At 69.2% G+C, this 13,097-nt stretch carries 14 protein-coding genes and 1 pseudogene; 13 read left to right on the top strand and 2 right to left on the bottom strand.

All coding sequences use genetic code 11. The features are described 5' to 3' along the window. Nucleotides 1-148: FAD-dependent oxidoreductase (locus N864_RS24175; protein WP_155892932.1), on the bottom strand; the 148-nt coding region annotated here is incomplete at its 3' end. Between the two features lie 274 nt (nucleotides 149-422). Next, entirely contained in the window at nucleotides 423-1,616 is a 1,194-nt protein-coding gene (locus tag N864_RS13265; RefSeq protein WP_240474319.1) for an MFS transporter, read from the bottom strand. A 740-nt stretch (nucleotides 1,617-2,356) separates the two neighbouring features. Here N864_RS13265 and N864_RS13260 point away from each other — a divergent pair. The 13 genes and pseudogenes from N864_RS13260 to N864_RS13195 all read left to right on the top strand — a co-directional run. Further along, nucleotides 2,357-3,277, top strand: coding sequence for a helix-turn-helix domain-containing protein (locus N864_RS13260; RefSeq protein WP_338033642.1), 921 nt, complete (start codon nucleotides 2,357-2,359; stop codon nucleotides 3,275-3,277). 142 nt (nucleotides 3,278-3,419) lie between these two features. Continuing rightward, entirely contained in the window at nucleotides 3,420-3,707 is a 288-nt protein-coding gene (locus tag N864_RS13255; protein ID WP_034717506.1) for a hypothetical protein, read from the top strand. 275 nt (nucleotides 3,708-3,982) lie between these two features. Next, on the top strand, nucleotides 3,983-4,927 hold the full coding sequence (locus N864_RS13250) for a DNA cytosine methyltransferase (RefSeq protein ID WP_051518549.1): 945 nt from the start codon (nucleotides 3,983-3,985) through the stop codon (nucleotides 4,925-4,927). After that, nucleotides 4,915-5,133: a helix-turn-helix domain-containing protein gene (locus N864_RS13245; protein ID WP_228389100.1), complete on the top strand. Its 219-nt coding sequence runs from the start codon at nucleotides 4,915-4,917 to the stop codon at nucleotides 5,131-5,133. The genes N864_RS13250 and N864_RS13245 overlap by 13 nt, the downstream gene beginning before the upstream one ends. Nucleotides 5,134-5,350: 217 nt before the next feature. Next, nucleotides 5,351-6,457 (top strand): ArdC-like ssDNA-binding domain-containing protein, encoded by a 1,107-nt coding sequence (locus N864_RS13240; protein ID WP_034717503.1) that lies wholly within the window; start codon nucleotides 5,351-5,353, stop codon nucleotides 6,455-6,457. Further along, entirely contained in the window at nucleotides 6,457-7,377 is a 921-nt protein-coding gene (locus N864_RS13235; protein ID WP_034717501.1) for a bifunctional DNA primase/polymerase, read from the top strand. Before N864_RS13240 ends, N864_RS13235 begins: the two co-directional genes overlap by 1 nt. After that, nucleotides 7,374-7,595: pseudogene (locus tag N864_RS26325) on the top strand (DUF2637 domain-containing protein); the annotation flags it as partial. The gene N864_RS13235 and the pseudogene N864_RS26325, both read left to right, overlap by 4 nt. Nucleotides 7,596-8,047: 452 nt before the next feature. Continuing rightward, nucleotides 8,048-8,920: a hypothetical protein gene (locus N864_RS13220; protein WP_034717510.1), complete on the top strand. Its 873-nt coding sequence runs from the start codon at nucleotides 8,048-8,050 to the stop codon at nucleotides 8,918-8,920. Between the two features lie 51 nt (nucleotides 8,921-8,971). Next, complete coding sequence (locus N864_RS13215; RefSeq protein WP_034717499.1) at nucleotides 8,972-10,021, top strand: ParB N-terminal domain-containing protein; 1,050 nt, start codon at nucleotides 8,972-8,974, stop codon at nucleotides 10,019-10,021. Nucleotides 10,022-10,074: 53 nt separating this feature from the next. After that, nucleotides 10,075-10,761, top strand: coding sequence for a hypothetical protein (locus N864_RS13210; RefSeq protein WP_034717509.1), 687 nt, complete (start codon nucleotides 10,075-10,077; stop codon nucleotides 10,759-10,761). Between the two features lie 21 nt (nucleotides 10,762-10,782). Continuing rightward, a complete protein-coding gene (locus N864_RS13205) occupies nucleotides 10,783-12,450 on the top strand; it encodes a M23 family metallopeptidase (RefSeq protein ID WP_034717497.1) in 1,668 nt (555 codons plus the stop codon). Beyond that, a complete protein-coding gene (locus tag N864_RS13200; RefSeq protein WP_034717495.1) occupies nucleotides 12,450-12,716 on the top strand; it encodes a DUF6112 family protein in 267 nt (88 codons plus the stop codon). Before N864_RS13205 ends, N864_RS13200 begins: the two co-directional genes overlap by 1 nt. 132 nt (nucleotides 12,717-12,848) lie before the next feature. Beyond that, the coding region (locus N864_RS13195) for a DUF6112 family protein (protein WP_034717508.1) at nucleotides 12,849-13,097 on the top strand (249 nt) is incomplete at its 3' end.

The following is a 13,097-nucleotide window of genomic DNA, read 5'->3' as shown; positions in this document are numbered from 1 at the left end:
GGAAGTTCTCGACCTCGGTGGTGTTCATCAGTTCGCCGCCGACCTCGACGGAACTGGCGATGATCAGTGGCCGCAGATTCGCGCGCGCGGCGTAGATGGCGGCAGTGAACCCGGCGGGACCAGAGCCGATGATGATGACATCAAGCATGGTGAAGCAGAACCTCTTCTTGGGAACGTCATTAGGTGGTATTCGGGAACGCGATTAGGTGGCCCGGCCGCCGGGCAGCTGCCGGGAGGCGGCCGTGGCGTGACTGGGTCGGATGCGGGGCAGTGGCGGAGCGAGTACGCCCCCGCCGAGAGCAAGCCCGTGAAAAACGGAGAGGGTGACGACCTCCCGGACATCGCTCCACCACCCCGCTCCAGCCCGCGCGATCAAGACGTTGAGCGCACCTTGGGATCATCCGTTCGTAGGGCGTGGGTGGTCATGCGGTAACAGCGCGGCGGGCACGGGCCCACAGCAGCACCGGTATGAGCAGGAGGGCGAGGATGCCACCGCCGAGAGAGAGTGCCTGGTAGCTGGTCGCGGACATGACCATTCCGGACATTGCTCCGCCTCCGGCGCCGGCCAGGGCGATGAGCACGTCGATGGTGCCCTGCGTGCGCGGCCGGTTCTGCGGCACGGTGGCGTCCACCACGAGCGCGGTGCCGGATACGAGACCGAAGTTCCAGCCGAGGCCGAGCAGTACGAGCGCGAGGATCAGCAGGCCGAGCGAGTCGCCCGGCGCGGTCGCGGCGAGCACCCCGGCGAGCAGCAGCGTCACCCCGGACGCGATGACCATGGGGGTGCGGCCGAGCTTGTCCACCAGGATGCCGGTGAACAGGGACGGCAGCCACATCGCGCCGATGTGCATGCCGATGACCAGGCCGACGGCGGCCATCTCGTGGTGATGGGCGCGCATGTGGATCGGGGTCATCGTCATGATGGCGATCATCACGATCTGGGTCAGGACCATCACCGTGGCACCCACGTATGCGCCGATTCCGACCTTCGGCACCGCCCTGTTTGCCGAGCCGTTGGGTTCCTTCGCCGCAGTCTCCGTGGCGATGCGTCGAGCTAATAGATACGGGTCCGGGCGCAGGAGCATGAACAGCACGAGGCCCGCGGCGCCATAGGCGACGGCAGCGAGGATGAACGGCCCGGCCAATGTCGGCACACCCACCGAGTCAGCGAAGGCACCCATGGGATCGATCAGGTTCGGGCCAGCGACGGCACCGATGGTGGTCGCGACCATGGCCATGCTGGTGCCGAAGCCGCGCTTGTTCGCGGGAGCGAGGTCGGTGCCGGCGTAGCGGGCCTGGAGGTTGGTGGCGGTGCCCGAGCCGTAGATGAACAGGGCGAGGAACAGCAGCGGCACATTGTCGAGAACCGCGGCCGCGACGACGCCAGCGGCCCCGAGCCCGCCGGCGATGAAGCCGTAGGCCAGGCCCACTCGTCGGCCAAACCGCTGCGTGGATCGGCCCACCAGGAACGCGGCCAGCGCGGACCCGAGGGTGAACAGGCCCGTCGGCACTCCGGAGAGGGCGTCGGAGCCGAGCATGTCCTGGGCCAGCAGCGCACCCACCGAAATACCCGCGGCAAGACCGGCGCCGCCGAGGATCTGGCTGAGGATGACCACAGTCAATGTCCGCTGATGAACCCGGGCGGCTTCCTCTCCCGTCGTAACTGCAGTGATGGTGTCAGGCGACTCCAAGATCGTTCTCCTTGCTCGCGCGCCGTTCGGCGACGTCCTCATCCTCGGTGTTGGCGTGTAGCCCGCGCTCAGGCGGCAACACAGCTGTCCCGCGTCAGGGAACCAGTATTCCATGCATCCATGGAATAAGATGATATAGCGTCAAGATGGCTGCGCGACCAACCCGACTGGAAGGAGTCCCGGTATGGCCCTCGTCCTCCACGACCCGCCCCAGAGGGCAGAGCGGGTCTTCAACGGTCTAGGGCGAGCAGGCGCCCCCCGCCAAGAACGGCGACGAACTGAAGCGGAATCGGCACGCCGGTCCCCGCCAACGCCCTACCTGTTCTGCTTCGGCGACCCGATGGCCGCGACCGTCCAGGGCAGCCGATGCCAAGCGGGCACTACGTCGTGGCAGGCAGGTCCGCGTCCTGGTCCGCAGGGGGTGCGCGCATCGGCTTGGGCTCAGCACGGGCGTGGACACCTGCGGCATCACCATCCACGCGATCCCGGCGCCCCCTCATCCGGGACTGAACTCACCACTTGGACCTGCTGGGCCGACAAAGTCATCAGCGCTTAACCGCTAGTAGACGAGATGTGGAAACGCTGACTGATTTGCCTAGGACCGCGGTCTACTTCTTCGCTCGCGGCGATCAGCAATGACACGAGGGATACCGAATGACTATCAGGTGCTGCTCGCTCGCACCCAGACGATCCACCGCCCCATTGGCCCGTGGGCCTATGACTGCGTGAAAGTCATTGTCGTACGTGATGGCAGCGCAATCTTGTTCAGCGAGTTCGGAGAGAAACATGTCCGTCCTGGGGATGTGATCCTGCTTGGCCCGAACGTCTTGTGCGGCTCCGAGCCTGAGGGGCACGTCACCGTCACCACGATCTATGCGGATACCGACTACGTGATCGATCAGATGTTCTGGCAATACGCTGCGATCTTGCAAGACCGACTCGATGCATCGGTGTTCGCCAAAGAAACCTATACCGAGCCCGCGCAGATCATCCGCCTGGGCGAGCATCACACCGGGTTGCTCATGCCCTGGCTAGACGAGTTGGTCACCCTCAGTCTCAATGAGGAGGAGACGAGGTTCCACAGAATGCAGGCGCTCTGGTTCGCCATCATGGACCGCATCGCCCCGCACGTCCGGGTCACTGATCATCGCGTCTCGCCCTCGCAGCGAGCACGCAGCACGCCGGTGCATCCGCGGGCGCGTCGTTTCGCGCCGACGCGAACCGAAGCCGAAACGGTGCGCAAAGTGATCAGTAACGCGATCGCCGAGCCATGGCCCCTGAATGAGCTGGCAAGGTTGGTGCATCTGTCTACGAAGCAGCTCGGTCGTGTTTTCGCTGAGGCCTACGGCAAGACCCCACTCGCATATCTGACGATGCTGCGGGTCGAAGAGATGGCCCGTTTACTGCGCGAGACCGACATGACGATCGTGCAGGCCGGCCGCCGGGTCGGATGGCACTCCCGCAACCGCGCTTCCGAGGCTTTCCGGCAGGCAACGGGTGTCACTCCGTGCCGGTATCGAATGATGCTGGCGACACGGTACCGCCACTCACTCGGGTCCAACGCCACACATTCCACGATCGAGTAGCAGTGCTCCCGTTAAAGAACCGCCACAGGCCACGGCTGCAGTCGAGGGCGGTACCGAGACTGGCCACGCGATCGGATGCAGAGGTGAAGGGGTTCTGGAGCCGTCTGCGCTTCCCTCTCTGGTCGCGCAACTGCTCAATCTGATGCTGCTGCGCCGTGATGCGCATGTTCAGCGCTTCCTGGCCCTCGCGCAGTTGCACGAGTTGCTCGCTGAGCCTGGAGTTCACTTCACCCAGGCGTTGCGCGGCTGCACTCGGCTCGGTTGCGAGGGGTTGCGGGTCCGTGTTGGCCGCGACTACCTGGTCCGGTCCATCCATACCAGCGGCATCGGCGAGTCGTCGGTTCGCGGCGCGGCAAAACAACTCGTGGACTATGACGGTCTCCGCTCCGCCCGCGGTGAGTGTCGGCGGGAGCTCTCGACACTCAGCTGATCGGCTCGTTGAGGTATGGATGGGCCGTCAACTGATGTTGACGACGATCTGCAAGAGGTGTGACTGCTCAGAAGGCGGGTCGGGTCGAGCGGTATCGGGAGGGCGGGGTCGCGGAGTCTCAGATCGAGATTCGTCGGCGGCGGCCTGCTCGCGGTGATCTCGTCAGGCAGCGGATCGGCTGTTTGTGAGGGTCGTGCACCTGGCAGGTGTTCGACCTGGTGCCGGGCTCCTTCGGGGTCTGGCGCCGGGGTCTCTTCTGACCTGCCGGAGCCCTCATGCACGACACCGCCGCGTCGCCGGCCCACCCTCGGATTGGTTCGCTGTTCTCCGGATACGGTGGTCTTGATCTGGCCGTCGAGCACGCTACCGGCGGGCAGACGGTCTGGTTCTCTGAGCTCAACACCGCCGTCGCGGGCGTCTTCGCCCACCACTGGCCGGATGCCCCGAACCTCGGCGACATCTCCACAATCGACTGGGCCACAGTGCCGCCGGTAGACGTCCTCTGCGGCGGCTTCCCGTGCCAGGACATCTCGACCGTCGGCAAAGGCGCCGGCCTCGCACCGGGTACCCGCTCGGGACTCTGGTCGTACATGGCGACCGCGATCGAAGTGTTGCAACCCCGGCTCGTGGTGATCGAGAACGCCGGCGGGTTGCTGTCTGCAACCGCCACCCGTCCCGAGACGAAAGGTCAACGCCATGACGACCGCAACCCCGACGACGCAACCCCCGGCCCCGCGAGCGCCATTCGCGACCTGGAATCCGAACCGTGGATGCTGGGAGACGACGCAGCTCGACCTCTTCGCGCGCTCGGAGCGGTACTGGGCGATTTGGCCGACCTCGGGATGGATGCGCGCTGGATCGGCCTACCGGCGTCACTGGCCGGTGCACCGCATCACCGGTTCCGCATCTTCAACACCGCCTATCGCCAAGACCCTGTTCCGGACGCCTCTGGCCTCGGACTCCTCGCGCGGTGGCGAGACGCTGGATCAGGTGCGGGCGGGCGTCGGGGAACGATCGTGCTGAGCCATCAGGTCATCGACCTGGCCTTGCACGGCCCGGCTGGCTCACCGGACAGAGGAGGCGAATCGGAGACGCTGTTCGCGCTCGTGGAGAGCATCTTCGTCGCTGGGGCGATACGCCGCCGCGATCGCCCGATGGGAACACATCACCGGACGCCCCGCCCCTGCGCCCGCGATCCTGAACGCCGTTGGCGTATCTGAAGATGCTGCGGGTCGAGGAGATGGCGCGCCTGCTGCGGGAGACCGATCTGACGATCGCGCAGGCGGCACGGCGGGTCGGGTGGCGCTCGCGTAACCGGGCCACGGAGGCGTTCGGCGAGTACGTCGGGATCACGCCGAGCCGGTATCGGGCCGGATGCTCTGCCGGTGGCCGGTTGCCCGCCTTTGAGCCTTCATTGCCCGCGTAAAGGCCACCATCGCCGGCCGTGGCGTCCGTGGCCGGGAGTTCGCTGATAGGCCGGTATGTCCTACGTCAGGTGCCTTTCGTGTTCCTGGCGGCCAACTTACCGATTCGTTTGTTCGCTGACCGTCTCGAACTCACCGGAGACACCTGGCTCACCTCGCAGGTAGCAGGCCCGCCACCCACACCCCGGGTGGCTGGGTCTACCGGGAGGAGGCCGAACGATGGCGACGAGGCAAGAGGAGGCCCGCCAGAAGCGGGAAGCGAAGCTCGACGAGCTCCACGAGCGACTGACCAGTGCGGTCGAACAGCTCGTTACGGGTGAGGACTGGGCCGAGATGCTCCGGTTCGCCGCGAAGTTCCGGTCGCGGAGCTTCAACAATGTGGCCCTGCTGTGGGCACAGCACGCGGCGAACTTTGAGGCCGGCCGGGTGCCAGAGCCGTTCCCGACCTACGTTGCCGGGTACCGGCAGTGGCAGCAGCTCGGCCGGCAGGTGGAGAAAGGCCAGCCCGGCTACCAGATCCTCGCCCCCGTCACGGGCCGGTTCGCGTCGGCGAACCCCGCGGACCCGGCCTCCTGGTACCGGCTGGGCCGGGGTGAGAAGCCGAAGCCGGGCGAGGTGGTGCGCTCGCGGATGGTCGGGGCGAAACCGGCCTACGTGTGGGATGTCTCGCAGACCACGGGCAATCCGATCCCTGAGACGCCGTCACCGGTGCTGCTCGTGGGTGAGGCGCCGGAGGGGTTGTGGGAGGGGCTGGCCGGGCAGGTCGAGGCGGCGGGGCTGACGCTGATGCGAGTGCCGCACGAGGGCATGATCGACGGCGCGAACGGCAGGACCGACTTCGAGGCGAAGACGGTCGCGGTGCGGGAGAACATGGACCCCGCCGCGCAGGTGAAGACCCTCGCGCACGAGCTCGCCCATGTGCTGATGCACGACCCGGATTCCGAGGATGCCCGTCAGCATCGCGGGATCGCTGAGGTCGAGGCCGAGTCCGTGGCGTTGATGATCGGTGCTGCCCACGGAATGGACACCACCGAGTACACGATCCCGTACGTCGCCGGATGGGCCGCGAACGTCGACGGCAAGGAGCTGGTCGAGGTGGTGCAGGCCACCGGGGAGCGGGTACGCAAGACCGCCGCCGGCATCCTCGATCAGCTCGACACGACCCAGGTGCCCGATGGCACCCCGCCGGGCCTGAGCCGCGACGCTACGACCCGGCAGAGCCCGGCGCAGGATGCCCCGGCCCGCGCTGCCGAGCCGTCGCCGGCACGACGGGCGGCACCGGAGCCTGACCGTGGGCGGCGCGGGATCGAGGGGCGGGGGCTGTGATGAGCGGCCGGAGCCGGTTCACCGCCGCGCTGCGGCAGATGGATGCCTCCTGGCCGCTGCCGGAGGCGGCGGTGCTGTTCGCCCGCGCTCGGGTGCCGGTGTTCCCGTGCGCGCCGGGCGGGAAGCAGCCGATCACTGGCCGGGGGTTTCATGATGCGACCACGGATGTGGCGCAGGTGGAGGCGTGGTGGGCGCGGTTCCCGTCGGCGAACATCGGGATGCCCACCGGCGCCGCCTCCGGCGTGGTCGTCGTGGACGTCGATGTGCACGACGTCAATGGTTACGACTCCTTCGCCCGCGCGCGCCGGGCCGGGCTGGTGGAGGGATGGGAGACGCTGGTGCGCTCACCGACCGGCGGCCTGCACGTCTACTACCCAGCCGCCGAAGGCGTGGAGCAGTCGTCGTGGCAGGCTGGGAAAGCGGGGATCGACTTCCGCGGCGATCGCGGCTACATCATCGTCCCGCCCTCGCGTCGCCGCATCGACGGCCAGCACGTGCTCTACCGGCCCGCGTCCTTCGCCCCGACCGACAGCCGGGCGCTGGAGGCAGGCCGGCTGCGAGAGTTCCTCGATCCGAAGCCGCCGACCCGCCCGCGCCGGACGGGGCCGACGGCGGCGCCGGAGGCGATGGCGGGCCGGTTGGCGGCGTGGGTGGCGCGCCGGCCGGAGGGCGAGCGCAACGCCGGTTTGTTCTGGGCTGCGTGCAAGCTCGCCGAGAACGGCCTGCCCCGAGATGACGCTCTCGACGTGCTGCAGGCCGCCGCCGCGCACGCTGGGCTGGGCGAGCGAGAGATCACTACGACCGTCCGCTCCGCCTACCGCGCCGTCGGCACCGCACCACCCGCGACCACGGGTGCCGGGTCGCGGTTCGAGGCCTCGCGTCCCGTCGTGCGGGCGGCGCCGGCCAGGGGGCTGGCATGAGCACGCGGGTGGGGCGTCGGTGGGCGGTGGTCGCCGCGGCGTCGGGCACGGTGCTGATCGGCGGCGGCGCGTTCTGGCTCAGCTTTGTCGCGTTGGCCGATCTGGCGGTGCGCTCGGGCATCGTCGCCAGGCAGGCGTGGATATGGCCACTGCTGGTGGACGGGCTGATCGTGGTCGCTACCGTCGCCGTCGTCGCCCTGGATGGGCATCGGGCGGCCCGGCGTGAGACGCCGCAGGCGACACGCCCCGAGCTTGTTGAACGGGCGATGGCGCCGGATGCGATCGCCGCCGCCGATGTCGACCGCACGACCACCCCGGACGCGGAGGGCGCCGATCCCGATCCGTCGTTGCGGAAGGCGCGCGGCGTGGACTGGGTGCGTTCCTCGGACCTGCTGGCCCGTGGCAGCGGGGTTGCCTCGCGCCTGGCGATCGACTTCGAGGCGAACCTGGCGCACAAGGCCCATGACCCGCTGGCCCGCGGGGCCAAGCAGCTGGGCCAGCGGATGCGGGAGCTGCCGCCGGTCTCGGCGTTCGGCCGCAGCACAGGCCACGAGGGCGCTGGGCGTGGCCCGGTCGGGATGAGCTGAGGTGACCGGCCATGACCACGATCACCGATGCACCGGATGCCGGGGCGGGTGCGTGCACCTGCTTGCCAGGAGGTGCCGAGACCATGACGACGAACACTACGAATACTGCCGGCCCGGAGTACGTGTCCGGTGCCGGGCTGCGCGCTCTGCTGCGGCGACTGCACGCGGCCGGGGAGCGAGCCTGGGTCGACGATCCGGTCGCCGCGGAGCTGATGCGGTTCTGCGCGGAGAAGTACGGCGCGTTGGCGCGTAAACACGGGCTGGACCCGTGGGAGGCCGCCAGCGCGGCGTTCGATGTGATGCGCACCCGGTCGGCCAGGGAGGCGCATGACCCGTGGGGCGTGGTCACGCACGCGGTGCGGATCACATGCATTGCTGAGGAACGCGCCCAGGGCCTGCTCTGCTCGACCCACCAGGCCCGCCGCCCGCACATCTCGGCGTTCCACGACGCCGAGCGCATCTCCGACCGGGAGACGCCGCTGTGGGCGTACCACCCGGCGTTCCAGGTCACCGACCCCGAACCCGACACCGATCCCGCCGGCGGCAGCGCTGACAACGGCGACGGCGGCGGAGGGGTGCGGGCGGGAATGTCGGCGTCGTCGGCGATGGAGGACGCGATCGCGCTGGTGACGATGCTCGGCTGGGAACCGGCGACGGCGCGGGCGTCGGTGGAGCACATCTGCGGGGCGCTGGCCAAGGCCGGGGCACGGCACACCGCGTATGAGACGTTGCGCCGCGACCAGCACGCCCGGGCGCTGCTGGACCTCCCGGGCCGGTCCTGGACGGTGCTGCTCAAGGCGCTGCTGGGTACCCCGCACCCGGCGCTGGCGGCGACCCCGGCCGGGCGAGGCGTGCTGCTGCGGCTGCTGATCGGCGAGACGCTGCCGGTGCTGCTGCGCGATGACGATCTCGTGCTCACCCTGTGCCTGGCCGTCCCGACCCAGCGCCGCCGATAACTGAGACCGCACACAGAGAACCGACAGGCCGGGAAGAGGGGGTGAGTGGTGATGGGGATCGAGCTGGAACGCACGGTCGACTCGATCCAGGTCGGCACGCGCCACCGCACCGACCTGGGCGACATCGACGCGCTGGCCGCGTCGATCCGCGAGCACGGCCTGTTGCAGCCGATCACCGTCGCCATCGACGGGGTGCTGGTGTGCGGCAGGCGGCGTCTGGCCGCGATCCGGCAGCTCGGCTGGCGCACCGTCAGCGTCTGGGTGCGCAGCGGCATCTCCGACCGGCTGGGGCTTCTGCTGGCCGAGCAGGACGAGAACGTGCACCGCAAGCCGCTCACCCAGCTCGAAGCCGCCGCCTTGTATCGGGAGCTGAAGCAGCTCATGGCCGAAGACGCCGAACGCCGGCAGGTGGCCTCCCGGTTCAGCGCCGACCATCAGCCGAATAGCGACGGTGGTGGAAATTTTCCACCACCGTCGGGGCCGGTCGGGAAGGCCCGCGAGCAGGCAGCCGCGATGATCCCCGGCGGCACGTCCTACAAGACGATGGAGAAGATCGGCCACGTCCAGTACGTCGCCGATGACCCCGACGCCCCGGAGGCGTTGCGTGAACTGGCCGCGACCGAGCTGGCCCGGATCGAGGCGGGCGGGCCGGTCGACCCGGCCTACCAACGCATCCGCGCCGTGGCCGCCGAGGTCGAGCAGGCACGCCAGTCCGAGCTGCACGCCCTGGCCGCAGAAGCCGTCGCCCGCGTCACCGGCCCGGGTCGCGGTACGAAACGCAAGACGCCCGCCACCGAGACGGTGCGGGCGCCGGGCCGGTGGCCGGTGGCGGCGTTCGTGCAGACCTGGACGTCGCTGGCCGACTGGTGGACCCACTACGACCCGGACGAGCTCGCCGCCGAACTCACCGACGACCAAGCGCGCGTGTTCCTGACCGTGGTCGACGGCACGGTCGCCTTCGCCGACCGCCTGCGCCCCCTGCTCACCATCGACCCCACCGAAACCCGCGAGGCCGGCGACGATGCCGTCGGCGAGGAGCCCATGCAGCAGGGAGCCGCCGACGAGGGCGCGGTGCCGCGCCGGCACCTGCGCGCCCTCTAGCCTCGCCGCCCGACAGCGCCCGGTACGGGGTGGAGGCCGTGCACCTGGACGGCATGAAGACTTCTGCTGCTGACACTCCGCCCCGCAAGCGCGTGATCGTACTGATCGCCGCAGGCCTGTCCGTTCTGCTCCTGGCCGGGATCGGCGTCTACGGACTCATCCAAGGCCCGCGCACCGGCCCACCGCCCGACAACTCCGAGGCCGACGGGCCCGCGGCGACCGCCGCACCCGAAGACGGCACGCAGACTCCGGGCCGGATCGTCCCGGTGGAGCGCAGCAGTGACCCGGAGACGTTCGCCCGGAATGTCGCGACGGCGGTGTTCGCATGGGATACCGGCGCCGGGTTCATGCCGCTGGACTACACGGCGGTGGTGATGGAGGTCGCCGACCCCACCGGCACCGAGCAGGCCGGCCTCGCCAATGACCTCGCCGCCTACCTGCCCGTCCGCGAGGCGTGGGTCGATCTGCGCCAGTACGCCACCACCCAGCACCTGGAAATCACCGATGCGTTCGTGCCCGAGGCGTGGGCGACCGCGCAAGCGCAGGCCCAGCCCGGGCAGATCACCGAGGGCACGACAGCGATCACGATCGAGGGCGTCCGCTACCGCGCCGGGGTGTGGAACGAGAAACCGGTCGCGTCCGAGCACGAGGTGGCGTTCACCGTGTTCGTGATCTGCGAGCCCGCCTACGACACCTGTCATCTGCTGCGGCTGTCCGAGCTCGACAACCCCCTGCGCTGACCCGGACGAAGGAGGGCTGTTGTGGTGAAGAAGCTCGCGATCGTGCTGCTGGCGCTGGTGCTGGCGGCACCGTTGTTGTCGATGGTCGGGATCGGGCTGCTGATGAATCCCGCCCTCACCTCGACCTGCACCATCGACGGCGGCGGCTTCACCGTCGGGGAGGTGCCCGACGAGCTGACCGTGCGCACCCGCGACGGTGAGGAGTTCACGCTCAACAAGACCCAGCTGACGCATGCGGCCACGATCATCGAGACCGGCTCCGGCATCGACGGGGTGAATCGGGACGGGCTGCAGATCGCGATCATGGCGGCCCTGACCGAATCCACGCTGCGCCAGCTCGCCAACCCGAGCGCCTACCCGGAGTCGACGGAGTATCCCAACGACGGCACCGGCAGCGACCACGACTCGTTGGGGCTGTTCCAGATGCGCCCGCAGGCCGGCTGGGGCACGGTCGAAGAGCTGATGGACCCCACCTATCAGGCCGAGGCGTTCTTCGGCGGCCCCGACGGCCCCAACGCCGGCTCGCCGCGGGGCCTGTTGGACATTCCCGGCTGGGAAGACATGGGCAAGGGCGAGGCCGCCCAAGCCGTCGAAGTGAGCGCGTACCCGGACCGGTACGAGAACTACAGCCCTGTGGCCGTGACGGTCCTCGACGCCCTGCTCGGCACCGATACCGGCCCCGCCGCTGGCGATGACTCTGAGGCGGTGCCCGCCGTGGCCGGGGTGACGGAGTCGTCGCGGGTGGTGTTCCCCCTGCCGGAAGGCACCTGGACGCCGACCAGCCCGTTCGGGCCGCGCATCCATCCGATCACCGGGGAGCAGTCCTTCCATACCGGCAGCGATTTCTCTGCCGCCGACGGCACCCCGATCCTCGCCGCCGCGGACGGCACGGTCACCGTCGCGGAGTACAGCGACCAGTGGGGCGGGACGGTCGTCATCGAGCACAGCATCGACGGCGAGGCGGTGGCGACCGGGTACTTCCATTCCTGGGCCGACGGCATCCACGTGTCCGCCGGCGACACCGTGACCGCGGGACAGCACATCGCCGATGTCGGCAGCAGCGGGATGTCCACCGGCCCCCACCTGCACCTGGAGGTCTACGACGGCGGCACCGCCGGCGAGCACACCGACCCCGCCGCCTGGCTCAACGGCCACGACGCCGCCGACCTGCCCGAAGCCGAGACCGGCCCGCCCGGAGGCGACTGCGACCCCACCACCGGCAGCGGGCCGGGCGGGGAGCCGGAGCCGTTCACCGGCGACCACCCCGACGAGCTGGTGGACGGTCCGACCACCGGCGGGCAGATCACCCGCCGCACTCTGCACCTGTATCAGCAGACCTCGGGGGCGTTCCCCGAGGCCACCTGGGCTTGCTACTCGCCCCGCCCCGGCAGCGTCTCCGAGCATCCGCTCGGACGGGCGTGCGACATCGCTTTCGGGAACGCGATCGGGCAGCTGCCCACCCCGGCGCAGCACGAGCTCGGCTGGGAGGTCACGAACTGGCTGCAGACCCACGCCGAGACCCTCGGGGTGGAGTACCTGATCTGGGATCAGAAGATCTGGTCCCTGGCCCGCGACAGTGAGGGCTGGCGCGATTACGACGGCGGCGGCATGCACGATGCCGACTCCATCACCGGTGGGCACCGCGACCACCTGCATGTGACCATCGCCGATTCGGGCGGGGGTGCGTGATGGACGTGTTCCCCGATTTCGACGGGCTGGCCGGGATCGGCGAGATGGAAGAGGTCATCGGGGCGCTGCTGATGTTCGTGCTCGTCATCGCCGTGCTCATGCTTATCGTCTCCGGCATCGCCTGGGCGATCGGTGCGTCGACCGGGAACTACCAGGTCGCCTCCAAGGGACGTGCCGGTGTGCTCGTAGCGCTCGGCGCGGCGATCCTCGCCGGCAGCGGCATCGCCTGGATCAACTGGCTCGTCTCGGTCGGCGAACAGCTCTAACCCGCACACCACGCACGCTGCGCCCACCCTCAGCGGACTCGTCCCCGGCGGTGGGCGCTTTCTCGTGCTGGCGGGCCGGGGTGCACCTGGTGGCAGAACCATTTTTCCGTCTTCGTCCAGAGGAGTTCTGCCGTGATCGACATCGACCCCAACAGCTCGGGCCTGCCGGGCATCGACCAGCTGCGCGACATCGTCGGCGCCGTGATGACCGTCGGCCTCATCCTGTCCGTGCTCGCGCTGATCGTCTCGGCGATCGTGTGGGGTTTCGGCTCCAACTCCTCGAACCCGCACCTGGCGGGCCGGGGAAAGATCGGCGTCCTCATCTCCTGCGGCGCGGCCGTGATCTGCGGCGCGTCGGTGACGCTCATCAACTTCTTCTGG

It is taken from the genome of Intrasporangium chromatireducens Q5-1, from assembly GCF_000576575.1.
Classification (GTDB): domain Bacteria; phylum Actinomycetota; class Actinomycetes; order Actinomycetales; family Dermatophilaceae; genus Intrasporangium_A; species Intrasporangium_A chromatireducens.
The sequence above is the reverse complement of the archived record's forward strand: the minus strand, read 5'-3'. Positions and strand labels throughout refer to the sequence as shown.